The 26,459-nt window shown below is 38.9% G+C and carries 23 protein-coding genes, 1 pseudogene and 2 riboswitches; of the genes and pseudogenes, 5 read left to right on the forward strand and 19 right to left on the reverse strand.

The window, feature by feature from the left end; translation table 11 throughout:
- Nucleotides 1–23: 23 nt before the first annotated feature.
- The 13 genes and pseudogenes from CVD27_RS05945 to CVD27_RS06005 all read right to left on the reverse strand — a co-directional run bounded on the left by CVD27_RS05945 (nt 24) and on the right by CVD27_RS06005 (nt 12,625).
- Complete coding sequence (locus CVD27_RS05945) at nt 24–716, reverse strand: ECF transporter S component (RefSeq protein WP_101646962.1); 693 nt, start codon at nt 714–716, stop codon at nt 24–26.
- Nucleotides 695–2,338, reverse strand: coding sequence for an ABC transporter ATP-binding protein (locus tag CVD27_RS05950; protein WP_101646963.1), 1,644 nt, complete (start codon nt 2,336–2,338; stop codon nt 695–697). Before CVD27_RS05950 ends, CVD27_RS05945 begins: the two co-directional genes overlap by 22 nt.
- Nucleotides 2,320–3,198: an energy-coupling factor transporter transmembrane component T gene (locus CVD27_RS05955; protein WP_101646964.1), complete on the reverse strand. Its 879-nt coding sequence runs from the start codon at nt 3,196–3,198 to the stop codon at nt 2,320–2,322. Before CVD27_RS05955 ends, CVD27_RS05950 begins: the two co-directional genes overlap by 19 nt.
- 18 nt (nt 3,199–3,216) lie before the next feature.
- A complete protein-coding gene (locus tag CVD27_RS05960) occupies nt 3,217–4,059 on the reverse strand; it encodes a DUF4430 domain-containing protein (protein WP_101646965.1) in 843 nt (280 codons plus the stop codon).
- Nucleotides 4,060–4,111: 52 nt separating this feature from the next.
- Nucleotides 4,112–5,959, reverse strand: coding sequence for a DUF4430 domain-containing protein (locus CVD27_RS05965; protein WP_101646966.1), 1,848 nt, complete (start codon nt 5,957–5,959; stop codon nt 4,112–4,114).
- Nucleotides 5,960–6,085: 126 nt separating this feature from the next.
- Nucleotides 6,086–6,274: riboswitch (cobalamin riboswitch) on the reverse strand.
- 123 nt (nt 6,275–6,397) lie between these two features.
- Nucleotides 6,398–6,868, reverse strand: coding sequence for a 6,7-dimethyl-8-ribityllumazine synthase (gene ribH / locus CVD27_RS05970; protein WP_101646967.1), 471 nt, complete (start codon nt 6,866–6,868; stop codon nt 6,398–6,400).
- A 28-nt stretch (nt 6,869–6,896) separates the two neighbouring features.
- Nucleotides 6,897–7,523: pseudogene (gene ribB, locus CVD27_RS05975) on the reverse strand (3,4-dihydroxy-2-butanone-4-phosphate synthase); the annotation flags it as partial.
- Between the two features lie 31 nt (nt 7,524–7,554).
- Complete coding sequence (gene ribE / locus CVD27_RS05980) at nt 7,555–8,214, reverse strand: riboflavin synthase (protein ID WP_101646969.1); 660 nt, start codon at nt 8,212–8,214, stop codon at nt 7,555–7,557.
- A gap of 168 nt (nt 8,215–8,382) precedes the next feature.
- A riboswitch (FMN riboswitch) is annotated at nt 8,383–8,530 on the reverse strand.
- Nucleotides 8,531–8,647: 117 nt separating this feature from the next.
- Entirely contained in the window at nt 8,648–9,118 is a 471-nt protein-coding gene (locus CVD27_RS05985; protein WP_180960168.1) for a GyrI-like domain-containing protein, read from the reverse strand.
- Nucleotides 9,119–9,340: 222 nt separating this feature from the next.
- A complete protein-coding gene (gene katA, locus CVD27_RS05990) occupies nt 9,341–10,804 on the reverse strand; it encodes a catalase KatA (protein ID WP_101646971.1) in 1,464 nt (487 codons plus the stop codon).
- A gap of 304 nt (nt 10,805–11,108) precedes the next feature.
- Complete coding sequence (locus CVD27_RS05995) at nt 11,109–11,309, reverse strand: cold-shock protein (protein WP_101646972.1); 201 nt, start codon at nt 11,307–11,309, stop codon at nt 11,109–11,111.
- A gap of 103 nt (nt 11,310–11,412) precedes the next feature.
- The gene (locus CVD27_RS06000) at nt 11,413–12,168 is read right to left on the reverse strand and encodes a Cof-type HAD-IIB family hydrolase (RefSeq protein ID WP_374703050.1); all 756 of its coding nucleotides are present in this window, start codon (nt 12,166–12,168) and stop codon (nt 11,413–11,415) included.
- A 145-nt stretch (nt 12,169–12,313) separates the two neighbouring features.
- Nucleotides 12,314–12,625 (reverse strand): heme biosynthesis protein HemY, encoded by a 312-nt coding sequence (locus CVD27_RS06005; protein ID WP_101646974.1) that lies wholly within the window; start codon nt 12,623–12,625, stop codon nt 12,314–12,316.
- A gap of 377 nt (nt 12,626–13,002) precedes the next feature.
- Here CVD27_RS06005 and qoxA point away from each other — a divergent pair, with 377 nt between their 5' ends.
- Genes qoxA through qoxD form a run of 4 tightly spaced genes read left to right on the forward strand, consistent with a single transcriptional unit; the run spans nt 13,003 to nt 16,815 of the window.
- The gene (gene qoxA / locus CVD27_RS06010) at nt 13,003–13,959 is read left to right on the forward strand and encodes a cytochrome aa3 quinol oxidase subunit II (RefSeq protein ID WP_101646975.1); all 957 of its coding nucleotides are present in this window, start codon (nt 13,003–13,005) and stop codon (nt 13,957–13,959) included.
- Nucleotides 13,949–15,925, forward strand: coding sequence for a cytochrome aa3 quinol oxidase subunit I (qoxB, locus tag CVD27_RS06015; RefSeq protein ID WP_101646976.1), 1,977 nt, complete (start codon nt 13,949–13,951; stop codon nt 15,923–15,925). Before qoxA ends, qoxB begins: the two co-directional genes overlap by 11 nt.
- Nucleotides 15,915–16,520 carry a cytochrome aa3 quinol oxidase subunit III gene (qoxC, locus tag CVD27_RS06020; protein ID WP_101646977.1) on the forward strand — a complete coding sequence of 202 codons (606 nt, stop codon included), beginning with the start codon at nt 15,915–15,917 and terminating at the stop codon, nt 16,518–16,520. The genes qoxB and qoxC overlap by 11 nt, the downstream gene beginning before the upstream one ends.
- 1 nt (nt 16,521) lies before the next feature.
- Nucleotides 16,522–16,815, forward strand: a complete 294-nt coding sequence (gene qoxD / locus CVD27_RS06025; protein ID WP_101646978.1) for a cytochrome aa3 quinol oxidase subunit IV — start codon at nt 16,522–16,524, stop codon at nt 16,813–16,815.
- Nucleotides 16,816–16,882: 67 nt separating this feature from the next.
- On the opposite strand, the gene pssA is transcribed toward qoxD, so the two are convergent.
- The 3 genes from pssA to CVD27_RS06040 form a co-directional block, all read right to left on the reverse strand.
- Nucleotides 16,883–17,584 carry a CDP-diacylglycerol--serine O-phosphatidyltransferase gene (gene pssA / locus CVD27_RS06030; protein WP_180960169.1) on the reverse strand — a complete coding sequence of 234 codons (702 nt, stop codon included), beginning with the start codon at nt 17,582–17,584 and terminating at the stop codon, nt 16,883–16,885.
- 366 nt (nt 17,585–17,950) lie between these two features.
- Nucleotides 17,951–18,724, reverse strand: coding sequence for a TerC family protein (locus CVD27_RS06035; RefSeq protein ID WP_101646979.1), 774 nt, complete (start codon nt 18,722–18,724; stop codon nt 17,951–17,953).
- Nucleotides 18,725–18,992: 268 nt separating this feature from the next.
- Nucleotides 18,993–20,528, reverse strand: coding sequence for a carboxypeptidase M32 (locus CVD27_RS06040; protein ID WP_101646980.1), 1,536 nt, complete (start codon nt 20,526–20,528; stop codon nt 18,993–18,995).
- Between the two features lie 202 nt (nt 20,529–20,730).
- Between CVD27_RS06040 and CVD27_RS06045 the strand changes: the two genes are divergently transcribed.
- Complete coding sequence (locus CVD27_RS06045; protein WP_101646981.1) at nt 20,731–22,800, forward strand: peptidoglycan D,D-transpeptidase FtsI family protein; 2,070 nt, start codon at nt 20,731–20,733, stop codon at nt 22,798–22,800.
- A 23-nt stretch (nt 22,801–22,823) separates the two neighbouring features.
- Here CVD27_RS06045 and CVD27_RS06050 read toward each other — a convergent pair whose 3' ends face one another.
- The 3 genes from CVD27_RS06050 to CVD27_RS06060 are packed head-to-tail and all read right to left on the reverse strand — an operon-like array spanning nt 22,824 to nt 26,458.
- Nucleotides 22,824–23,285: a (2Fe-2S)-binding protein gene (locus CVD27_RS06050; RefSeq protein WP_101646982.1), complete on the reverse strand. Its 462-nt coding sequence runs from the start codon at nt 23,283–23,285 to the stop codon at nt 22,824–22,826.
- A 16-nt stretch (nt 23,286–23,301) separates the two neighbouring features.
- The gene (locus tag CVD27_RS06055) at nt 23,302–24,141 is read right to left on the reverse strand and encodes an FAD binding domain-containing protein (protein ID WP_101646983.1); all 840 of its coding nucleotides are present in this window, start codon (nt 24,139–24,141) and stop codon (nt 23,302–23,304) included.
- Complete coding sequence (locus tag CVD27_RS06060) at nt 24,128–26,458, reverse strand: xanthine dehydrogenase family protein molybdopterin-binding subunit (protein ID WP_101646984.1); 2,331 nt, start codon at nt 26,456–26,458, stop codon at nt 24,128–24,130. The genes CVD27_RS06055 and CVD27_RS06060 overlap by 14 nt, the downstream gene beginning before the upstream one ends.
- Nucleotide 26,459 lies beyond the last annotated feature (1 nt).

A 26,459-nucleotide genomic window follows, 5' to 3' on the forward strand; every position in this document is an offset into this window, starting at 1 on the left:
CTCCAGCTAACACTGGAGTTTTTTTATTCTAGCAACCCATATTTCCTTTTAAATCGTGTTAAGATCTTAATCCAAATGGCACCGAAAACTACTAAAAAGAAAACATTCGAGATGGCGTGAAAGGTATCAAACGTGGCGCTGCCAATCATATAAACGATAAATGCCCTCCAAGTTTGCGAGCCGCCGGACTGAATCAAAGCTAGAAATCCCCATAGATTCATAATCCAGCCAAACAGGTAACCCCAGATTACCCCGAAAGTTATTTGTCCCCATCTTCTGTTCATAAAAAAAGTATTTTTTAACAGGCCAGCTGTCATACCTACCAAGCCCCATGCCACCATCTGCCATGGTGTCCATGGCCCCTGCCCCATGATCATATTTGAAGCTAGAGCAGCAACAGCTCCAATCACAAAACCGCTTTCCGCCCCAAACACATATCCGGACATCATAATCACAAAGGTGGTCGGCTGCACACTCGGGAGACTTGCAAAAGGGATTCTTCCCACAGCTGCAATCGATGCCAATACTGCTAAAAGTACGAGTTCACGAGGTTCAACCTTTCTAGATTCAAATTTAAAGAGAAAAAGAACAAGAGCTAAAATAATTAGACCGAAGCTGAACCATAAATAGGAATCGTCCCAGATATAGTTCAGCCCCAGCAAAACGATCATCATGATAAAAAGAAAAGCGATCACTACTGCCTTGTGTTTGCGCATAAATGCGTAACCTCCTCAAGCGTCATCGGAATAACCCTATCAGATAACCCTCGAAATACCCTTTGAATCATCGTGGTATAAAAAAAGTTCCCACTGAAAAATTTCTCAGGTATGTCTTCAGAAGTAATTTTGCCTTGAAACATCATCCCACATTTGGTGGCGTATTGTGCGGCAAACTCAACATCATGTGTGGACATAAGAATAGTCATTCCAGCTGCTTGCAGTGAGAGGAGAATTTTAGCTAAATTTTCTTTTGAAATAGGATCTAGCCCTTTGGTCGGTTCATCCAATAATAGAATTTCCGGCCTCCGTATTAAAATACAAGCCAAAGCTGCCTTTTGCAATTCTCCCCCGCTGAGGTCATACGGGTGTTTAGCCATTAAATGCGCTATCTCTAATTTTTCCAATAGCTTTTTTACTTCAATATCACTTGTGATATTACACTGCTCCATCGCCATTTTAAGCTCTTTTTCTACCGTATCCTGTATGAAAAACAGCTTCGGATTTTGTGGTAAATAACCTATTTTACTAGCTAATTCGTTCTGTTTATATTTCCTAAGAGGTAAAACATCTAAAATGACTTTCCCATGATCGGGTTTGATCAAACCAGCAATCACCTTTAACAGCGTAGATTTTCCCGAACCATTGCCTCCTAATAAGGCATAAAACTCACCTTTCTTTAAGCTCAGCTCAAGCTCATTCAAGATAACCTCACTTTTTTTATCATAGTGAAACGAAATATTTTTCACCTGTATCCGTACTCCTGTTTTTAGAGAGCTTTTGTCTCCTTTTAAAAGATCGGGCTCTATTTTCAGATTTTGTACCCAGTCCCTACCCTCTTTTACGGTTAGAGGAACCTGTCCAAGACCATCCAGGCTCAAGAATAACGCCGGTATCTTCGGCACATAAGCCTTATAACAGGTGTTCCAAAGCTCACGAAGCACCTCTTTCGGCTCACCTGAAATTTTTTCATGTCCATTTTCCATCATGATGATTTGATCGGCCAACGTAAATACTTCTTCCAGCCGATGTTCGGCTAAAATAACAGTCATACCAAATTCTTCATTTAATCTTTTAAGCATATCAATAAATTCCCGCGCACTTACTGGATCCAGCTGAGCAGTGGGTTCATCTAATATTAAAATATTCGGCTGCATTAATAGTACCGAAGCTAAATTAATTTGTTGCTTTTTCCCGCCCGAGAGCTCTTCCGACTTCCGGGAAAGTATGGATTCTGCACCAAAAAAGTGAACCATTTCTGCCACTCTGTTTCTCATCACATTTGTACTAAGACCAATATTCTCTAAACCAAAGACCAATTCATGTAAAACATCATCGGCCACAATCTGATTCTCCGGATCTTGAAAAACGAAGCCAACATCCTTAGTCAGCCCGTCCTTCTCATGTACAGGCTGACCATTTATCATAATCTTTCCTGTCAACGTTCCATAAGGCTGGATTTCTTTTTTTAATAAGCGTAAAAGCGTGCTTTTTCCGGAACCTGATGCACCAAATAAAACAACAAATTCTCCTTTGTTGATGTTTAGGGAGAAATTCCGAATGGCCGGTTTGGTAGAATCCGGATAGGTAAAGCTAACATTATTTAATTCGATAAGCGCCATCGGAATGGTCCACCTGCTTCAACTAGTATAGGAAAACTTAAAAACATGGTATAACAAATTAGAACCAAGGTGTCCATCAACGATAAATGCCAGAATTCCATGATCGGATAGACCGTTAACACACCATATCCTGAAACCCATCCAAAGAATATAAAACCAAAAAGACTTAATAAATAAATAATCGCCAGGACATCTGCTTGGTTTATTTTAAAATATTCATAAGAGGAACGAGTGCCTTCGCCATATCCCCTGGCTTTCATAGAATCAGCCGTTTGTATTGCTTCTTCTAATGAAAAGGTTAGTAATGTTTGAACATAGAGCATACCAGTCTTTGCCCTTGACCTCAAATTGCCATGACTTACAGATAAACCTTTACTCCTTTGAACAACTGATATTTCTTCCAGTCTTCTTCTCATTAATGGTATAAATCGGAGTGTCAGCATAAGAAGTACAGCAAACTGCGGCAGGATTTTTGCAAATAAAAATAAAAGTTTATTTGGTGTCATAATTACGTTATAAGAAACAAATAAGGCAATAATCCCAATAATTGAGAGTGCATTCATTCCGCCATAAATGACTGCTTCTGCTGTAATACGGTGTTGGTTTATTTCAAATAATAAATGGCGTCCTCTCTCATTAAAAAGTGGATTCATAATTAACATAAGCAGAAAGGTAATGATCATGAAAAATGACCATCGTCGTAAACCGCCCAAGTGATCATGAAGGATATTTATAAAAACAACAACCCCCATCGAGATGACCAAAAAAAGAGGATGCAGCATTAAGATCAGCAACGAAACAGCCCCTGCATAAAAAAGAAAGGTAACAAGCGGATGAAATCGGTCAAACCATGTTTTCATCGCTTGTTCCCCCAAATATTATTCAGTATAGTAGCATTCAATACGATCACCAGCTTTAACTTTTATAACCCCGACGCTCTTGGTAATAGTAGCACCATTATGTTTAAACATCCAGCCGCTTTTCGCACCATAATCAAATTCATAAATGTTGTCAATTCCCTCGATATAGGTGGATGCACCGCTTCCTGTTGAATCTACAACGATTCCTTTCGCTTTAGCTGCTTGTTTTACCACATCAAAAATAGTATACCCATCTTGTATGTTAATCTTTGAAGTTCCTAAAATGGTCCCGCGATCTTTTGGCCCCACTATAGATAAAGAGACCATTGCGACTGGCTTGGGTGCAGTTGCTGCCGGCTTTGTAGCAGGAGTTGAATTGGTTGTTGTCCCAGGTGTTGTGCTAGTTGTTTTACCCGTTGGCGTACTTGTCGTTTTGGTCGAAGTTGAACCTGTCGTTTTTGTTGAAGTTGTTCCTGTCGTTTTTGTTGTTGTGGCTCCTGTTGTTTGTGTTGTTGCCGTTCCACTATCTTTAGTAGTTGTTGAAGGCACACTTGTTGTTTTTTTACTTGTAGTAGAGGAACTTTGCTGAGCTGGTTGTGTACTTTTTTCAGTCTCTGTTTTCTCAGCCGCAGGCTGTTGTTGCTTTGTTTCTGTTGAAGCAGCTGACGTTTTTGTTTTATCTTCAGCAGGCTGTTGTTTCGTATCCGGCTTTGATTCTTTCTCTGCTTTTGCACTTACTTCAGTTGTTGTTTCTTTTTTTGTTTCCTTCGGAGAAACTTCATTTGAACTACATCCAGCTAAGCTAACTATTATTAATATAATAGATAAAAGAGATGTAATCTTATTAATAAATCTATTCATTGTCCTTCCTCCAATCAATCCCCTCTTGGAAACCAAGAGGGGATTAGGATTTTTATGCGTTAAGTTTTCTTTGTCTCATATACATGTAACTACCAGCAATCAACAGTAAAATTCCTATAGCCAAGAGGTTATACATGTTTGTGGCTGTATTTGGAAGTGCATGCCCTGTCTGAGTATTTGAATTTGTATTTGTATTTGAATTTGTTTTAGTCTTTGTCTCCACCACAACTGTAGTAGGTTGTGGTGTTTTAGTAGTGTCAACAGCAGGTGTCTTTGCAGCAGGTGTCTCTGCAGCAGGAGTTTCCTCTGGCAGATTGAAATGGTATAAGGATCCTTTTTCTTTAGTAAATAATTGGTAGGCAACTAATGCCTGAATCCCTTGAGACGTAGTAAATGGATCACTTGTGTCTCCGCCCTGCCAATCAAAACCGCCATCTTTATTTTGGAAAGAAAGCAAGTATTGAACAAGCCCGCTATTGTCTTTTGAAAAATCTCCTGTATTTGAATCGATTCCAAGAGACGATAAAGCGATAATGACTTGAGCGGCAGTCGAGCTGTTATCAATTTTTGAAGCTTGATATTGGCTAGATAGATACTTGATAGCTGCATCGACCTTTTCCTTTACTCCAGCCTGATCTTTAAATGGTGCTAAAGCTGTTAAAATCATGGCTGTTGTATCAATATCGCTTGTTGTACTTTCGTCCCAAGCCCAGCCTCCATCACGATTTTGTCTATCGGTCAGATAACTAATGAGTTTTTCTTTTGTCCATTGTGCTGAGCTTGGTACAGAAAAGTTTGCGCTGTCTAGAGCAATTAGTGCATAGGCAACTCCATTTAAACCTTGTTTAGTTACATTTCCATTATATATAGCTTCAATCAAATTAAAACCTTCTGCATTTGACGGATTGCCGCCAGCGGCTAATATCCCTAAAGCATACCGTTCTGTATCTGTGATTCTTGAAAACTTACCTTGTTTTTCTTTTAAAACTGATTGTACATCAGTAAGATAGTTTTTAGGAATTTCTTTTCCTGCTTGTTTTAAGGCAATTACCTGCCATTCTCCAACTTCGTTTTTTAGTACATAAGCACTTGAAGAGTTCACAGCTGTTTGCAAATCTTGTGCTGTAATTGTTCCAGTGGTTGGAGCCGTCGGTGTTGTTGGTGTTGTTGTTTCACCGTTACCGCCATCTCCAGGTGCTGGGTCATAGGATTCAAGTTGAAAACTAATTTGGTTACCCTTTTGCAGCTGATAGCCCTCTGCGCCAACTGCAGCCATTTTCCCATCCACATAGAATGCCCAGTAGTTTGATCCTTCCGCTTTGATTCCTTTAATAGAGGTAATCAACTTTCCATATTGTGTTTCTTCAAAACCAACCTGATCTGTACCTAAGGCAATTTGTAAAAGCTGAAAGGCATTTGGACTGCCAATCACCTCAATGGATGAAAGTTCAGCAACTGTATTCTTTTTGTCATCCAAAATTTTAAGAGAAACAGATGAGTTTGCTGGTTTCGTAAAATCGGTTAACCGGAAGGTTACTTTATCACCATTTTGAAGGACATAAGAATCCGGTCCGACCTGTGCTGAGATTCCATTAATAAAGAACGCCCAAAATTGGTTTTCTCCCGCTTTAACTCCATTAATCCCTGTTAGCATCGGCCCATAACTGGTATCCGTATATTCGAGGTTATCTTTTCCAACCGCATCGATTAATGCTTCGGCAGCTGTTTCTTTCTCACCCAATGGGAGTGTCTTTTCTGGAACTACCGCCGTAGAGTCTAGTCCAAGTACTGTTACAGTTCCTTGTTTTGCCTCGGCCGCCAATACTGGTGTTTGCAGACCACTTGTCAAAACCATAAAGACAAGCAATAAAGACATCCATAGATTCTTTCTTTTTAGCATTCTACTTGCATTCCTTTCATTAAAAAATAGACATAAAAAAATCCCCCTATAAAGGAGGAGGAGTGTTATGTACGTTAAGCAGAAACAAATACGTTCCTATCTTAACACTCTCCTATCCGCGTAGGCTATTGGTGTCTAAAACAGGCAGGTTTCCTGGCTCATGATCATCGCTCCCTACGTCTTCCCATCTTACGACAGTGACTTCTATAGGTTGCTCCCAATTACAGTGGCGGGACCGCGTTGGCTTTAAACCAACTTCCCTATTAAGCTTATAGTCTAGTATAGACTTAAAGCACCTGTTTTTCCGATTATTTTTTTATGATAAGATCATTATATAGATAAATCGTTTGATTTGTATATACCTACTTGAAAATTCAATGAGATTTTGAAATAAGAACAGGCATTAGTCTGCCTGTTCTTATTTTTACTGCTGATATATTACTGTTCAATAGTTCTGCATAAATTCGCCATTTCAATCGCTGCAGTTGCAGAATCCCATCCCTTATTTCCTGCTTTTGTTCCTGCACGCTCAATCGCCTGCTCGATTGAATCGGTTGTTAAAACTCCAAATATGACTGGAATACCGCTTGCTAATGCTGTTGCGTTAATGCCTTTAGCAGCTTCATTACATACATAATCAAAGTGTGGGGTTGCACCGCGAATTACAGTTCCAAGTGTAATGACTGCATCATATTTTTTACTAAATGCCATCTTTTGAGCAATTAACGGAAGTTCAAACGCACCTGGAACCCAAGCAATATCTACCTCCGATTCGTTGACACCATGACGTTTTAACGCATCTAGTGCACCATCTAATAATTTACCAGTGATAAACTCATTAAATCTTCCTACAACAATCCCTACTTTTAACCCAGTACCTACTAAATTTCCTTCAAAAATATTTGTCATGTTGATTCCCTCCAAAATTATATTATTATTCTGCCTTCGTTTTTAAAGGACTTTCTTTTTTGCTTATATAGTCAATCAATGATTTAATTGTAATCAATTTTAAGTTTAATTTATCGGCTACTTCTCTAAGCTGCGGAATACGGGCCATTGTGCCATCTTCATTCATTATTTCACATATAACCCCAGCAGGCTTGGCACCGCATAATTTGGCAAGATCTACGGCTGCTTCGGTGTGTCCATTTCTTTGTAACACGCCGCCTTTTTTTGCAATAAGTGGGAAAATATGCCCTGGCCGTTTAAAATCCTCCGCTTTTGCTTCTGGATCTAGCAAACTTAACACGGTCGCTGATCGCTCATAGGCAGAGATTCCTGTAGTAGAAAATTTATGGTCTATACTTACTGTAAAAGCTGTCCCATGATAGTCGGTGTTGGTGGAGACCATGGGTGGTAAATCAAGTTTTACGGCCAATTCTTCTTCGATAGGAACACAGATCAGCCCTCTTCCATATGTAGCCATTAAGTTAATGACCTCTGGAGTCGTTTTTTCGGCTAAGGCGATAAAGTCCCCTTCATTTTCCCTGTCTTCATCATCACAAGCGATGATGGCCTTGCCTTCTTTTAAATCCGAAAGGGCTTCTTCAATTGTGTTAAACATGTGACCACTCCTTTTCAAATTAAGATACTGTTTAATAAAATCCGTTTTCTTCTAAGAAACTTTGAGTAATTCCAGATTTTTTCATTTGCTGTGGTTCATTGCCAAGGTTTTTGATAAAATGACTGACATATTTGCCAATCATATCGCATTCCAAATTTACAATATCACCTGAACCCTTAAAACCAATTACCGTTTCAGATAAAGTATGAGGAATCAATGACAATGTAAAGCTTGTGTCTGAAACCTCAAATACCGTTAAACTTGTCCCATCTACTGCAACAGATCCCCTAAAAATAACATATCTTAATAACTCAGGATCTGCCTCTATTTCATAATACACTGCATTTTCAAAGGCTTGTTTTCTTTTAATGATCCCAGTTCCATCAATATGCCCGGAGACAAAATGACCGCCAAATCTTCCGCCTGCTGCCATTGCACGTTCCAAATTAACCTTTGTACCAGTTTGAACGTTATTTAAACTGGTCGCTTTAACTGTTTCTGGCATCACATCCACTGAAAACTGCTTACCTGAAAAAGAAGTAACTGTCAGGCAGACCCCATTAACAGCAATACTGTCACCGAGATGTATATCCTGTAGTATTTTTTCAGCCTCAATCGTTAATACATACGAATTGGCAGTCCGCTTTATCTTCGCTACTTTACCTATCTCTTCAATGATTCCGGTAAACATAATCCTTCTTCTCCTTCAATTTGTTCAGCATTCCTTGTTTCACTTAGTTTCTTCAATTAAATAAAAAAGACCCTAAAGAAACAGAATTCTTCAGGGTCTTTAAAAAATGACAATAGGAAATAAAGGTTAGAAATGGGCATATTTCACCCCTTCTCAAAACCTGCATTTTTTTTCCTTCTCCCATCCAGACTTTAACTGTCGGCCCTGGAGTTTCACCAGATCCACCGTTTAACCATTACGGTTAACCGGGTCACGGACTAAGAAGCATAGCTTCATCACCGCCGGTTAGGAATTTCACCTGACCCCGAAGGAAATATTTAGATTTGTTTATTATGTTATTATACTAAATGGGATTAGTAAAGGGAAATGCTCGAACAAATTGTTCATTTCTTCACATATTTTTAAAAAAAGGAGTTAAAAAACTCCTTCGTTATTACTCTTTATAAGACCTTACAGGTAAATATATCTCAAAATGCAAGTCTCCTGATACATTTTGCTGTTTATGTTCTTCTTTAAAGATTTCTAATCCTAATGCATGGTGATCTTGTTCATATCCATATTCTTTCATCCAGGTAAACAATTGATGATATGTATTTTCTACTTCCTCGAGCCGTCCTTTATGAGTAGTGACTACATAGTTTTTCCTTGGGATAGTAAAACCAACCATCCCTTCTGGAACATCCTCAATTTTTTGAACAGGTTTTGTAACATAATAAGTAAATTCTGTTTCCCTGCTATGGAACGGAGCAATCACGACAGGTTCATTTGTCAGGCAGGCAACTTCCTCGAGCCTTTCCTCCATTTTGTTAAAAAGACTTGGTAAAGTTTTTGCTTCTCCATAAGTACCAGTCCAAGGAAGACCTACTACTTTTATTTCTTCTTTCTCTATTACTTTTACACTCATCTTAAGACCCCCTTTTTGTTCCATACTATTCCTATAATTCGGACAATATCCATAAAATCCTGCCTAAATAATTCGACGCTCCCGAAAAATTTTTCTAAAAAAGTTAAATTTCAAATCCCCCTATCTATTAGCTAGTTTAATAAGAAATATAAAAACGTTGTCGCATCATGTTAAAAATAATAAAAAACAGGCTATTCCTCAATGGAACAGCCTGCATCCGTTTTACTTAACTTCTTGTGGAATTGCTAAACCTAAACCTTTTGCGATTCTTTCTCCGTATTCAGAGTCCGCTTTATAGAAATGTTGAATTTGACGTAATTTGATATCTTCTCTCTCTACCGGTTTCATAGCCCCTATAATCGTATTTACCAAACGTGTACGCTCGTCTTCAGCCATTAGGCGGTAGAGGTCTCCAGCTTGTGTATAATGATCATCATGGTCATAGGCAGCTTGTGCTGCAGCACCAGTAATTTCAAATGGTGTTTGTCGATGTTCATGTACTTCCTTTGGACCGCCATAACTGTTTGGTTCATAGTAAACAGATCCTCCGCCATTATTGTCAAACCTCATGGCACCATCACGCTGATAGTTATTCACTTCTACCTTTGGACGGTTGATCGGCAATAGGTTATGGTTAGGACCTACACGGTAACGATGGGCATCCGAGTATGCAAAGATACGGCCTTGAAGCATCTTATCTGGTGAAGCTTCAATACCAGGTACCATCGTACCAGGTGAGAAGGTTGCCTGCTCTACCTCTGCAAAATAGTTCTCAGGATTACGGTTTAGAACCATTCTGCCGACTTCAATTAAAGGATAATCTTTATGTGACCAAACTTTTGTTACATCAAATGGATCAAACCGATACGTATTTGCATCCTCAAATGGCATGATTTGAACATGCAGCTTCCAAGCTGGGAAGTCTCCGTTTTCAATCGCATTAAATAAATCCTCTGTATGGTAATCAGGATTTTCACCAGCTAATTTTTCCGCAACATCAGCTGACATGTTCTTAACACCTTGTTCACTCTTAAAGTGATATTTCACCCAAACGGCTTCCCCATCCTCATTGACCCATTTAAAGGTATGGCTGCCATAACCGTTCATATGGCGTAATGTAGCTGGAAGACCACGGTCCCCCATTAAATAGGTTACTTGGTGAAGCGATTCAGGTGATAGCGACCAGAAATCCCAGACTGCATTTGGATTTTTCAAATGGGTTTTAGGATCCCGTTTTTGTGTATGAATGAAGTCTGGAAACTTGATTGCGTCTCGAATGAAGAAGATAGGTGTATTGTTTCCTACCAAATCATAGTTGCCTTCTTCTGTATAAAACTTAACGGCAAAACCACGCGGATCTCTTACGGTATCAGCTGACCCCAGCTCGCCAGCAACAGTTGAAAAGCGAATGAACATCGGAGTACGTTTTCCAATGCCATTGAACAATTTGGCCTTTGTGTATTTAGACAGATCATTTGTCACTTCAAAATAACCATGTGCACCGGCACCCTTCGCATGAACTACACGTTCAGGTACTCGTTCACGGTTAAAGTGAGCTAATTTTTCTAGTAGGTGTACATCTTGTATTAAGGTTGGTCCGCGTGAACCAGCCGTCATGGAATTTTGATTATCGCCGACTGGGGCACCTGTTCCTGTTGTTAAATGTTTTTTGTTTGTGTTACTCATTTAATCACCTCGTAAACTATTTTTAAAACATTAAGTAGATTATAATATAAATTTAGTAAAAATCAATATCATTTTATAATTATTATAATCTAATAAAAAATAAAATATAACCTGTACTCACTATTACATTCGTATTAAAAAAAGAAGGACGTTATTCCCAAAATAAAGAAATAACGTCCAAAAAATTTTATTATATTTTAGATACCCTAAAAGGTACTTTCGTAATGTGTACTTATGTAATTAAAAAAACAGACCCCCACCATTGTGAGAGTCTGTTTATTGAAAGGTTATTGTTTTTGAACGTTTACTGCTTGTGAACGTTTACTGCTTGTGGTCCACGCTGGCCATTTTCAATCTCGAATGTAACTTCTTGACCTTCATCCAAAGTTTTGTAACCTTCGCCTTGAATAGCTGAGAAATGAACAAATACATCATCTCCGCCTTCACGCTCAATGAATCCAAATCCTTTTTCACTGTTAAACCATTTTACTTTACCATGTTCCATTTGCTTTGTAGCCTCCTAGCATGTAGCCATTACATAAATTTGCAAAATATACTTGCGAAATCTAGTTTTACCCAAGTATCTATTCTTTATACAATCAATTATTTTATTTCTCAAGTACCCATTTTTTAATCGCTTTAGCGACCCCATCTTCTTCATTAGTGTCCGTAACCCAGTCAGCTGCTTCTTTCACTACGTCTTGTGCATTTCCCATGGCAACGCCAAGCCCAGCCTCTTTGATCATCATTAAATCGTTTCTACTGTCTCCAACAGCCATGACATTCTTCATTTCTATTCCTAACTTGGAGCAGACAACAGAAAGTCCGCGAGCTTTGTGAATTCCTGACGCATTTACTTCTATGTTTTTTAAGGTAGAATTCGTTAATTCAAATTCCCCCTTTGCGGTTAGTTCCTTTAAAACCAATTCTCTTGTTGCATCATCTTCAATCGTAAAGCCGAACTTTAACCAGTCCAGTTTATGTAGTTCTTCTGGCATTTCATTATGCCAGGTCCGCTCCGTGTTAATGGCCCAAAACTTAGTTTTATGAAGTTTCGACAAGTCCCACATCCACTCTATATGATCGGAATTCACAAGATTTCTTTCAACAAGTTCCCTTTTTTCATCAAAAATCTCACTGCCATTTACTGTTACAAGATAAGAGGTAAGTTCTAAGTCATCCGCATGTTCTCGAGCAGTAAGTAAAGAACGCCCCGTGCTTAGGACAACGATAATTCCTTTATCTTGTGCGGCTTTAATCGCTTTGCGATTTTCCTCTGAAACTTGACCTTTATTATTCAATAAGGTCCCGTCCATATCCAGTGCAACTAACTTGATTTCAACATCATTCTTGATGTTTTCCATTACTGTCATAAACTCCCTTCACCCTTCATCTGTTATAAAGATAACATTTTTATTAGTAACTTTTCAAAAGGGTGTGTATCAGTTTACATAATGTATTTATAGTTGACAAAAAAATCCTGCTCTAATCGGCAGGATTTATCAATAGTTAATGATGGTGATGATGTCCGCCTTTTGCAGGGTTGGTAATCAGCCATTCTTCTTTTGGAACTTGAAAAAATTGAATCCAAACACCGTCTAAATACTCATCATTTTTATCAAGGATAAAATCGATATCCTTATCTGTTTTTACTACTTCGTCATTTTCAGTTGGTGTATCAAGCGATAAATCATAGTGAGCATGGTCACCGTGAACACTTGTCACAAACACACGGAACAGCTTTCCTTCAGCAGCCGCACCTTCGTCTGCCATAATTTTTTTTAAAGCTTTAGCAGCATTTCGATTAATTTTCACTTTCATTGTATGCTCTCCTCTATTATGTATTCCATTATATTATCCCACGGACGTTCTAAAATAGACAATGTTAAGTATTAAAGCCACTATTGGATCAACGAAGTTTGGTAACTTCAAATACTTTTTCCAGTAATTATCCAGATTAGCATTTTAAATCCTTAACAAATTTGTCACAACTTTTTCAAAAAACCTATATAAACATTATGCCGATATTGTTAATATTGTGTTATCAAACATCATTGCTAATGAATATTAGCTTGTAATTAATCTAAAATCATTTGCTTGTAATTTTGGAGTAAATGTATTATTCTAATGAAGTTTGTGAATACATTCACGTTGGAATTGTGAACAAATGAACAAATAATTTGGAGGGAAATACGAACATGTTTAGAAAGAGCTTATTTGTTCCACTTTTGGCATTATTGCCTGTGCTCCTGCTAAGCGGCTGTGATTCAAAAATGCTTGTTTTTGATCCAAAAGGGCCGGCAGCGAGAGAAATTCTTGACTTAATCAACTGGTCACTTGTATTTATGGCACTTGTGGTAGTTGTTGTCTTTGGATTATTTGGATATATCATTTGGAAGTACCGTGCAAGACCTGAGAATAAAGACTATGAGCCGCCTGAGGAACACGGCAGTACCAAATTAGAATTAATTTGGACCTTTATTCCAATTGTAATTGTCATTGCCCTTACTATTCCTACGGTAAAAACCATTTACAGTCTTGAGAAAGTTCCAGCTGGGTATGAAAATAAAAAGCCAATTACAATTAACGTCACTTCTGCTGATTGGAAATGGATTTTTAGCTATCCGGATCAAGGTATTGAAACAGTCAATTATGTAAACATACCAACCGGCACACCTGTTAAATTTAAATTGACTTCTGCTGGTACCATGCAATCTTTCTGGGTTCCGCAATTAGGCGGTCAGAAGTACACCATGAATAAAATGGAAACAGAACTATATCTTACTGCTGATGAAGTAGGAGAATACTTAGGAAGAAATACAAACTTTAACGGAAGAGGCTACGCGGATATGGAATTTACCGTGGAAGCGAAGTCTACAAAAGACTTTGAAAAATGGGTTAAAGAAGTAAAAGCTACTGCTCCTAAATTAACGGAGAAAAAATACAACGAATTACTAAAACCAACACATTTAGGACGTGAAACCTACATTGGTACACATCTTCAATGGGTTGACCATGGAAAAATGAATTCTGGTACTTATACAAATCCTGAATTATATGAAGTTCACGGCGTGAAAGGCCAAATATTCAAGGATGAAGAACCATCCAATGAAACTACTGAAAACTCAAATGGAGGTGAACACGATGGGCATTAATTGGCATGATTTCTTTATCGTCGGCAACCCGCTCATCTTAGGTTCCCAGATTGCTATTTTACTAACGATGATTGGTATAGTAGCTGGTGTTAGTTATTTAAAAAAATGGAAGTGGCTTTGGCGTGAATGGCTAACCACTGTTGACCATAAACGAATCGGCATTATGTACATCATTTCTGGTGTGTTAATGTTTTTCCGTGGTGGTGTGGATGGACTTTTAATGAAAGCTCAAACCTCTCGTCCGGAATTAAAGTTTTTAGATGCACAGCATTATAATGAGATTTTTACTACACATGGCGTTATCATGATTCTTTTTGCAGCGATGCCATTATTAATTGGTATCATGAACGTTGTTGTTCCTTTACAAATTGGGGCACGTGACGTGGCGTTCCCTCAATTGAATGCCCTTAGCTTTTGGTTATTCTTTGCAGGTGCGATGCTATTCAACATTTCGTTTGTTGTCGGTGGATCACCAGATGCTGGTTGGACCGCTTACTTCCCTCTTGCGGGTAAAGAATTTACTCCAGGTATCGGTAACAACTATTATGCGATCGCCTTGCAGATTGCAGGTATCGGTACCCTGATGACCGGGATTAACTTTGTTGTTACAGTTCTAAAGATGAGAACAAAAGGCATGGGCCTTATGAAAATGCCAATGTTTACTTGGACCTCTTTTATTGCGTCTGTTATCATTGTGTCGGCCTTCCCAATTTTCACAGTTGCCCTTGCGTTGATGACTTTTGACCGTATTTTTGGTACTCACTTCTTTACATTAAGCGCAGGCGGTATGGATATGATGTGGGCAAACCTATTCTGGTTATGGGGACACCCTGAGGTTTATATCGTAGTACTTCCAGCATTCGGTATGTTCTCTGAGATTATTTCGACTTTCTCTCGTAAATCGCTTTTTGGTTATAAATCAATGGTAGTTTCCATTGTCGGAATCGCAGCTTTAAGTATGTTAGTATGGGTTCACCACTTCTTTACAATGGGTTCCGGCCCTGCAGTTAACTCCGTATTCTCCATCACAACGATGATGATTGCGATCCCGACAGGGGTTAAGATGTTTAACTGGTTATTCACGATGAGAAAAGGCCGGATTCAATTTACCACAGCGATGCTTTGGGCACTTGCGTTCGTTCCTTGCTTTGTTATCGGTGGTGTCACAGGGGTTATGCTTGCGATGGGTGCAGCGGATTATCAATATCATAACACCCTATTCCTTGTTGCTCACTTCCACTATGTATTAATTCCTGGTGTCGTTTTTGCGGTATTCGGGGCGCTATATTACTGGTGGCCAAAAATGTTTGGTCATATGTTAAATGAAAAGCTTGGTAAAATTCATTTCTGGTTATTCGTCATTGGTTTTAACGTAACATTTATGCCAATGTTCTTCCTTGGACTTGATGGAGCCGTACGTCGTGCGTACACTTTCTCTGCTGAATCAGGATTTGCTCCATTGTTCTTAGTTTCTGCTATTGGTGCGGTTATTTTAGCGGCTGGTTTTGCAGTTCTTTGCTATAACATTTACTGGAGTGCTAGATATGCAGACCGTAATATATCTAACGATCCATGGGATGCTAGAACACTAGAGTGGGCAACTGCTTCACCTGTTCAATTCTATAACTTTGCTAAACAACCAGAAGTAAAGTCAATCGATGCTTTCTGGTATATGAAAAAGCATAATGAAGGTCTTACTTTGAAAGAAGAAGAAATTGAAGAGATTCATATGCCTAGCAATTCAGGTCTTCCATTCTATATGGGCGTTATTTTTGGAGTTGCAGGTTTCTTCCTTGTCTTTGAATGGAAGATTGCTGCCCTTGTGGCAACTGTCGGTATCCTTGGCGGATTAATTGTACGTTCTTTCGATTATAATGACGGATTCCATGTAAAAGTAGATGAAATTAAACAGATTGAAAAGGCATGGCGCGGTAAAGATAAAGGGGTGAACAACCATGTCAGCTAATGTAAATACAGCTTTACCACTTGAATATCAAACAGAACAAAACCGTATGAACATTCTTGGCTTCTGGATCTTCCTAGGAGCCGAGATTATCCTTTTTGGTACACTCTTCGCAACATTCTCGGTCCTTAATGCCAGATATGCGGGTGGTCCTACTCCACATGAACTTTTTGAAATCAAAGGTGTCATGATTGAGACCATCTTGCTATTAACAAGTAGTTTTACCATGGGCCTTGCTATTTATGAAATGCGCCGGAGCAATCGTAATGGGTTAATTCTTTGGTTTGTTATTACCCTGCTGCTTGGTGCAGGCTTCGTATTCTTTGAAGTAACTGAATTTATTCATTATGTACATGAAGGTGCAACATGGACAACAAGCGCCTTCCTATCAAGCTTCTTTGTCTTGCTTGGTACACACGGCCTTCACGTTAGTATGGGTATTGGCTGGGCAACAATGGTTATTATCCAATTACTGAAGAGAGGTTTAACACCTGTTACTGCACGTAAGACGTTTATTATCGGACTTTACTGGCACTTCTTGGATGTTGTTTGGATCTTTATCTTCACATTTGTGTATTTAGCAAGGATGGTGGCATAAGATGGCTAAAAATACAAAAGGTTTTCCTTTAACTCACGTCTTGGGCTTTATCGCCTCGTTGGTACTTACCTTCGCAGCCCTTTTCGTAGCCTTAAAAACATCCCTTTCCTTCAAAACAATTATTTGGGTGATTGGCAGCTTAGCCGTCATCCAAGCTGCCCTGCAGCTCTTTATGTTCATGCACTTGAACGAAGGTGAAGACGGCAAATCAAATATGATCAACATCGCTTCCGGCGTATTCATCGCATTCGTAGCGGTAGCCGGATCCATCTGGGTCATGTCATTTGGAATGTAGATATAAATAGTGAAAACATAAATAAAGGTGACAGGCACCATGTGAATACTTCACATGGTGCCTGTTTTTATTTTGTGGAGTTTTTTCGTTTTGTCCGAACTAATTGGTAACCGATAAATGCGACATATAGCGGGATCGCCACATAGATGAAGTATGGAAATCGATGCTGTTCTTTTTTAAAGACTATGTATAGTGCATACCCTAAGAATAATGTAATAATAATCCCGTATTTTGGGAGTGGTATTTCCTTTAAGCTCGGTATTTTAAGTGTACTTACCATTAAAATACATAATAGGCAAAAAGCAATGACAAAAACAAAACCAGGCATTTTTAACTGAAATAAAGTTAAAAGTGTTAACAAACCACCAGCTGCTGTAATCGGAACACCCGTAAAATATTTTAACGAAGATTTAACTGCGTTGATATTAAAACGAGCTAAACGATAAGCTCCGAATAAAGGGAAAAGACCCGCCACTGACATGCCAATAATACCAAAAGATGAAAAATATGAATAATAAGCCATCATAGCAGGTGCAACTCCAAAGGTGACAATATCAGCCAAGGAGTCTAATTCTTTGCCCAATTCGCTATCTGCTCGCAGCATTCGGGCAATCCGGCCATCCATACTGTCGAGCATCATCCCGATTAAAATCAAGATCGCTGCATTCTTATAATCCCCTTCTGCAGAGTTCATGACAGATAAAAAGCCAAAAAATAAATTTGCTAAGGTAAAAAGGTTAGGAATACTGTTTCTGATAATATGTATCACTCCAAAAAATAATAAAATTAGGCAATTTCCCTTTGCCGGTTATACTTTTTATTATAACGTTTTTCTTTATAAGTTTGGAAAAACAAAAAAAATAATTCCTCTATAATATCTCTTTTTATATTGAATAGTATGTGAATGGGAAACTGACACTATATTACAGAATAAAGGAAAACTCGCCAATTGGCGAGTTCAATTTATTAAGGCTCTTTTCGTAAACAGTGTTGCTTCTCGACTTTAATACGGGTCATTTACAAATTTTCCAGTCAATTTTCGCAAAATTTCTTACGAAAAGATGCCGCGAAGCATATATTTATACGGTTGATAAACCTATACGATAAACAACAATCTTTGCGAAAATTTCCTTTTTTAAACATTTGCCTTTTTTGTTTCCCCTGGCTCTTTTGAGAATAACCAACCTGCAGCAGCGATACCAACCAATACTAGATAGAAACTTACTTTCCATTCCGTTGAATGAGCAAATTCTTCGTTTAAAATAGCTAATGAAGGATGTGATAAAGTGTATACGGCAAGCTTTACCCCTACCCAGCCAACAATTGTAAAGGCGGCGATTTCAAGACCTGGCCTCTTCTCTAATAACTTTACAAACTGATTAGCAGCAAAACGCATGATAACTAATCCAATAATTCCTCCAGCAAATATCACCAGGAACTTCCCTCCGTCCAGACCGCCTATATTTGGCAGCGGGGTGTCCGGAAGAACAACCGCCATGGCTACTGCAGCTAAGATTGAGTCAACAGCAAACGCAATATCAGCTAATTCAACCTTTAAGACAGTCGTCCAAAACCCACTGCTCTTTCTTACCTTCGATTCATTATTATTCTCTGCTTTTCCTTTAACGACCTTCCGAAAAATATGATTAGCAGCCATGAATATTAAATAAAGCGCACCAATTGCTTGCACCTGCCAAACATCAACGAGAAACGAAATAACAAATAAAGAGGCAAAGCGGAAGACAAATGCCCCGGCTAACCCATAAAACAATGCTTTTTTCCGCTCTTCTTCTGGCAGGTGTTTTACCATAATTGCGAGGACGAGGGCATTATCTGCAGCTAATAGGCCTTCTAATACAATCAAAATCAGTAAAACCCAACCGTATTCTAGTAATAAAGTAAAATCCATCAAAAATACCTCCTAAATGGTTGATTTTTCAAAATACTCCCTCACGCCATAAAAATAGGCCTTTACTGTGAACAGTAAAGGCCTAAAAAAACACAGAAAAGACCTTTACAGTAAAGTAAAGGTCTTGCTAACAACGTTCATGTTGCCAATAAAGCCGGAGAAATAACATTCTCGAAATGACGACTTTATTGTAGCAGCTACTCCCCTTTAAAAGGAAATATTTAATTACTTATAATATATTAAACTATAATCAAAATGTCAATAATTTTTATAATCCATATACTTTAGTATATTTTTTTTCAAGATATTCAATAAGGTAATCGGCATTTAACTCTTCACCAGTCACTTTAACAATTAACTCATTCGGTGTATAGAGCTTCCCATACTGATGAATATTCTCCTTCAACCAAGCTTGAATTTTTTCAAATCTGCCATTCTCAATATGTTGGTAAAATTCCGGAATATCCTTTTGGATCTTACGAAGAATTTGCGCGGCATATAGGTTACCTAATGAATAGGATGGAAAATAACCGATCCCACCGAATGACCAGTGAACATCCTGCAGGACTCCTTCTGTGTCAGTCAAAGGTGTGATCCCTAAATAATCCTGCATTTTCTGATTCCAAATCTGCGGTAAATCCTTTGCTTCAATTTCCCCGCCGATTAAAGATTTTTCAATATCATAGCGAAGCATGATGTGTAAATTATAGGTTAATTCGTCTGCCTCAACCCGAATCATCGAAGGTTGAACGGTATTTACAGCACGATAGAATTCTTCCACTGACACCTCATCCAATTGAACAGGGAAATGCTCTTTAAGCTTTGGAAAAAAGAATTGCCAAAACTCCCTGCTGCGTCCAACCATATTTTCTAAAAATCTAGATTGTGATTCATGAATCCCAAAGGATGCCCCGCTTTGTAAAACCGTTTCTTCATATTCAGGATTAATATGCTGCTCATAGATGCCATGTCCAGCCTCATGAATGGTTCCAAATAAAGCTGACCTTACATTTTTCTCTAAATAACGTGTTGTTAAACGAACATCTCCTATATTAACCGTCTGAGCAAAAGGATGTACGGTTTCATCCAGACGCCCAGCCTCCATATCAAAACCAATAAGAGGTAATATATATCGATTAAAGGCCTTTTGTTTTTCAATATCAAATGATTGGTCAAACAATTCTGCCTTAGTTGGCTGACCACTTTCTCTAATGCGGTTTAATAGGTCTACACTTGATTCTCTTAATTTAGCAAATATAGGATCTAATTTTTTTACTGTTAATCCAGGTTCAAACTCATCAAGCAAAGCATCATAAGGATGTTCTTCGTATCCATATATTTCTGCAAACCGCCGTTTAAAATCGATGATTTTCTCTAAAAAAGGGAGATAGCGGTCAAAATCATTGTACTCCCTAGCCTCCTCCCACGCATCATTGGCCTGCGCTGTTAGAATGCTATATTCCTTAAAAAGATCAGCAGGTATGGCTTTAGACTTCTGATAATATTCCTTATACTCTCTCACCTTGGCCTTTGTCACCTCATCCAATTGAGAATGAAGTTCATCTGTTGAAAGAGTTTCTAATAAATCGCCCATTTCTTTTGAAACTGACAGTTGAAAAATCTCGGTACGTAAAGTTCCAGTTGCCTTTGCAAAAACACTCCGCCCTTTTTTCGGTGCCATCACCTTTAGATCCCAATCTGCTAGACCCAAGATACTTGAGTAATGCGTTATTTTCTCATCTAAATAGTTAAATTGCTCCAAAACCTTCTGTAATGCTGTTTGGTGAACCACTTTCTGCTCCATATTTAGCCCCCCTGTCTGATCTGACTCACTCATTTATTATAAATTAAAAATTTAAATTATGGAAAAGTTTCGGAAAATCAATTAATTTCATTAATTATGTACCAAATATTTTTCCTAATTTTCCCTTTAATAATGTAGTAGCTAATACATTATTCAGGCATACTAAAAGGAAACTTTTTGAAAAAAAGGATGTGTTACCAATTTGGAAAAGCAGAAAAAGAAAAAATCTCATTTTCCTTTTCGCTTAAATTTGCTTTTTTTCAGTGTGTTTTTTTTATTTTCTGTATTGATTCTTAGACTTGGTTTTGTGCAAATTGTTTATGGAGAAAATTTCAAGCGGGATTTGGAAAGAAAGGAAGATATTACGGTTAGTAATCCAGTTCCTAGAGGAATCATATTCGACCGCAATTATCGAGTCATAGTGGATAATATCCCCAAGAGTGCTATTTCTTTTACAAATCAGGGATTTAACCAGTCGGAAATGTTGAAAACTGCAGAAAAATTAGCAAAATTCATTGAGAAAAAAACAGATTTGGTCACCGATCGTGATATACGGGACTTTTGGATGTTGAAATATCCAATACAGGCTGAAGCCAAAATAACTAAGCAAGAATTGGCTTTATTTGCTGAAAAGAAACTATCAGATTGGGATCTATATAATTTAAAATTAAAACGAATCACCGCACAAGAATTAAATCAATTAACTGCCAACGATCTTGAGATTTTGGCGATTTACCGGGAACTTAGTAAAGGATTTAAATTTTTACCGGAAATGATTAAGAATGAGGGCGTCACGGAAAAGGAATTTGCAGTCGTTAGTGAAAATCTTCAATCACTGCCAGGTGTCGAAACGACTACTGATTGGGATCGCTCATACGCCTTTGAAAATACTCTGCGGTCCGTCTTAGGGAACGTGACGAAATCCGGAGAAGGCCTTCCCGCAGATCAATTAGAATATTTTTTGGCTAGAGGTTACAGCCGGAATGACCGGGTGGGAAAGAGCCAGCTGGAATTGCAATATGAGGATGTTTTGCACGGAAATAAATCAAAGGTGAAAAATATTACAGATAAGTCAGGAAATATAATTGAAACAGAAACCGTATTTGCAGGAAATAAAGGGAAAGATCTTGTTTTATCTATTAATATGGATTTACAAATGGCTGTAGATAAGATTATTGAAGAGGAACTTTGGGCAGCAAAAAAATGGCCTGGCACAAGACTGACGGATCGAGCGTATGTGGTCTTAATGGATCCAAAAACAGGGGATGTTTTAGCGATGTCAGGGAAGAAAATGGTGAGAAATAGTAAAACCGGAAGGACTGAAATGATGGATGATGCCCTTGGGACTTTTACGACCACCTATAATGTAGGCTCAACTGTAAAGGGAGCTACCATTTTAACCGGCTATAAAACTGGGGCGATCACTCCTAATACATATTTTGATGATGCTGGAATTAAAATCAAGGATACTCCTATTAAGAAATCTTATGCTTATTTAGGGCGCTTAAATGAAATTAATGCCTTAAAATTATCTTCAAATGTTTATATGTTTCATACTGCTATAAGGATTGGTAAGGGACATTATGAATACGATAAACCATTAAATTTTTCAAATAAAATGGCGTTTGAAACCATTAGAAATTCCTTTGCTTCCTTTGGTTTAGGAACAAGAACCGGAATTGATTTACCAAATGAGCAGTCGGGATTTAAAGGACAAAGCAGGCTGCCAGGATATCTACTAGACCTCGTCATTGGTCAATATGACACCTATTCTGCCATGCAGCTTGCACAATATGTCTCAACTATTGCAAATGGAGGCTACCGTATGCAGCCTCATATAGTTAAACAAATTCGGGAGCCCGCACGTGACGATGAAAAGCTGGGTCCAATACTAAAAGAAATTAACCCAACGGTCCTAAATACGATTGATGTAAAAAAGGTATGGCTGAGCCGTGTACAATTAGGGTTTAAAAAAGTGATGCAAGAGCCAGGCGGCACCGCTTACAAGTTTTTTAAAGGCGCACGATACTCACCTGCCGGAAAAACGGGAACCGCACAGGCCTTTTATGATGGCCCATTACGAAGCCATTTTGGTCAAGAGCCCCCTCCTGTAATGAATTTAAGCCTTGTGAGTTACGCACCTAGCTCTAACCCTGAAGTAGCCATGGCAGTTTTAGTCCCTTGGGCATACGACGGAAAAGATGATAATCGGGCTAATCTAAAAATCGGCCGGAGAGTTTTGGATACGTATTTTCAAATGAAAAACAATTAGGGTACCACAACGGTACCCTCCTATTATGGTGTATCCCTTCTCAAAACTGATTTTACCGCTCTTTCAATCTCCTCATAACTGGTGCAGCGGCAGATATTTGATTCCAGCCATTCTTTTATTTTTTTATCATCAGCATCCGGGTGCTGTTCAATTAACGAATGACAATTCATAATAAATCCGGGAGTACAGTAACCGCATTGAAAGGCAAACTGTTCGATAAAAGCCTGCTGAATCGCTGTTCCATACAGTCCTTCAATCGTCGTCACCTTCTTCCCCTCTGCTTCTACTGCCAACATTAAACAAGATTTCATCGGCCATCCATCAATATTAATGGTACATGCCCCACAGTCCCCATTTAAGCATCCGGGCTTAGCTCCTGTCAGGCCAATCTTGTTGCGTAAAATGTACAACAGCGTGTCCGCCGGTCTAACCTGTAATGTATGAGCTTCACCATTCACATCCAAAGTTACAGTATAGGTTTTCATACTCTCTCCTTCCCCATCAATACTGTACACGATCTAGGGCTTCTAGGGCATCCAACATCAAATTTCGAACGATAAATAAACGATATTCCCTTGAACCTTCAATATCGTCTAAAATATTTTGAGGCAACGCAGCAATGGCTCCTTCCACTCTGCTCGTATTCGATTGACCATTTGCATTTATAGCAGCTTCGACCGACGTAGAACGGAATGGAAATGGACATAATCCGCTAATTGCTATACGAATCATTTGGTCAATTTTTATGGCAGCCAACGTAATCAGAGGGTAACCAGTATCCCATTGCTGTCTTCTTTTAACCGTAAAATAAGGGGCGTGAATAAACCGGTTCTCTGTAGCTGTTTGTACTAAGACTTCACCTGGTTTTAATCGTAAATGTTCTTGGAATACTTCATTAATTGGAACAAGTTTTTTCCCATCATTGCCAGCAATCAATACCCTGCTATCGGCTAGTAAAAAGGGCAAAACTGCTTCTCGATAGAAAATTCGCGCACAAATATTTCCGCCTAAAGTAATTTTTCCGCGTGCAGTATGATCGGCTACTTCACTGGCAGTCTTTGTTAACAGAGGAAAAGGATTGGCTTCTTCCACAGCCGTCAAAGTCAGTGAACTGCCTAAGAGTAAATAATCCCCGCTGTTTTGCATAACCTTGCATTCGGGAATATCCTTAATATCAATAACCGCTTCTGTATAGGCTAAGTCGATTCTTCCAAGTGTCAGTAATTCTGTTCCTCCGGAAAAATAAAATGGCTGTTTTCCCTGCTTGTATAGTGATTGAAATAAACCTACCGATTCTTCTATTGTTTTTGGACGGTAATATTCAAAATCAAAGGGAAGCATGATGGGCTTCCCCCTTTATTCTCCAGATTAACTCAGGAATAAGCGGAAGATTCCGAAGCTCTACACCTGCAGCAATCGATAAGGCATTGCCAAGCGCCCCTGGCATGCCCATTAAACCATGCTCTCCGAGTCCTCGTGCACCATATGGTCCCTCCTGGTCTGGTGTTTCAACAAAACCTACCAGGTATTCAGGATTTTCTCCGTACCTTAGAGGCCTATAAGTCCTAAGTTGTGGATTCAAGACCCTGCCCAATTCGTCAAAATAAAACGTCTCTCTCCCTGCAAAAGCCAATCCCATGCTCATTGCACCCATTACTTGACCTATGGCTGCTTTTTCGTTCATTACTCTTCCAGCATCAAGAACCGTACATGCTTTTATCAACCGGTAAGTATAATCCCTTTTGTCTAGTTCGATTTCAACCGCATATGCTGCAACGCCCCACTCGGGTCCTGGCTTGCCTTCCCCTGTTTCAGGATCTAAATAGGTTTGATGACGCAGGACAAAATTACCCCGGCCGATGATTTGTCCCCCAATTGTGTTTCCATTCGGATATTGATATCCATAGCCTATATCTTTAAAATGAAGACCGATCGAAGGTTCTTCACGTAAAAATACTCTACTGTCCGCTATTTCCATATCTTCAATGGGTGCTCTTAACACAGAAGCCGCTACCTCTTTTAACTGTCTAATTACATCATCCGCTGCTTCTAAAACCGCTCTTCCACCCATATAGGTTCCCCGGCTTGCAACGGTCTTCCAGTGTTCAGGGGTCGTTTGAGTATCAACTTCCATTTTGACGTGGATTTTATCAACATCCATTTTCAACCTTTCGGCAAGAATTTGAGCAAGAATGGTTTTTGTACCTGTTCCGACCTCAATTACTCCAGACATTAAATTAAGACTGCCATCGCGATTAAAGGTAATAATGGCCCCTGAAGGAGCGTTTGGGTCAATAGTGGATGTTTTCCAACTGCATGATACACCCTTTACCCTAACAAACCTTTCATTTATTTCTTTAATAGCACCTTCTTCCCATCTAATAAGAGATCGCAACTTCTCAATACACTTTGGTAAGTTACCAAGGTTGTTTTCGTTCAACACTACCCGCGTCGGCGTAGTATTACCAGGCCTTATCGCATTGATATTCCTAAGCTCAAGCGGATCCATATTTAATCTTTTGGCTAAAATATCCATTGTACGTTCAATACAAAAGGATAGTTCAGAATGGCTAAACCCTCGGAACGGAGCGGCAAAGGGATGATTTGTATACATACAATAGGAATTGCACCAAACATGTTCAATATTGTAGGGTCCTGTACAATCGACTGCTCCAGCCCTCGTAACATCTACAGCCTTATCTGAATAAGCCCCTCCATCCCATAAATAATGGATTTCCGCCGCTCTTATTTTGCCATTACGGTCGGCTCCAAATTTAATGGTGGCATCAAGTCCAATATGACACGGGGATGTAATCATATCGTGTTCTCTATCATTTAAAAGTTTAACAGGTTTCCCGCCAACAGCCTTAGAAGCCAAATAAGCGAGAACCTCTAACTGTACAGAGGCTTTCCCACCGTATGCTCCGCCCACAAGGGGTGTATGGACGATAATCTTGCCCATTTCCTCACCAAAGTATTTAGAAATTAATTGTTTGACCATAAAGGGTGCTTGTGAGGAAGTCATGATGATAATCGTTCCATTTGGCTCGATTTCTGCGGTTGCACATCTCGTTTCAATGGCCGCATGGTCAGAAGATGCAAAAGAAAAGCTCTCCTCCACTACTATTTCACTTTCTGCCCAACCTGCTTCCATTTGACCTTTTCTAATTTTAATAAGAGTAGCAATATTTGTCCCCTCTACCGGATGTGAATCTACTTCTTTATCATAGGATCCCAACTGTTCATGAATCAGAGGTGCTCCTTGTTGAAATGCTTGAGTTGGTGAATTTACGACTGGAAGTAATTCGTATTGAACTTTAATCAGATCTGCTGCTTTTTTAGCTTGAAATGGAGTATCTGCTACAACAAGTGCAACAGGTTCACCATGGTAACGGACTTTATCAACCGCAATCGGCGGACGGTCACGAATCGCTTCACCCGTTAAGGGGAAGCGCTGACCAGCTAGTATAGCCCTCACACCAGGGACTTTTGAAGCTTCGGATGTATCAATATGAACAATTTTCGCATGCCCGTAAGGACTGATAACCATTTTGACTGACAGCATTGGTTTTGTATTAAAATCATTTGTATATTTGGCTCGACCTGTCACCTTGTCGAGAGCTTCTTTTCGAATGATACTTTTTCCAATAACCTTCATA

This window comes from Neobacillus cucumis (assembly GCF_002860255.1).
GTDB lineage: Bacteria > Bacillota > Bacilli > Bacillales > Cytobacillaceae > Neobacillus > Neobacillus cucumis_A.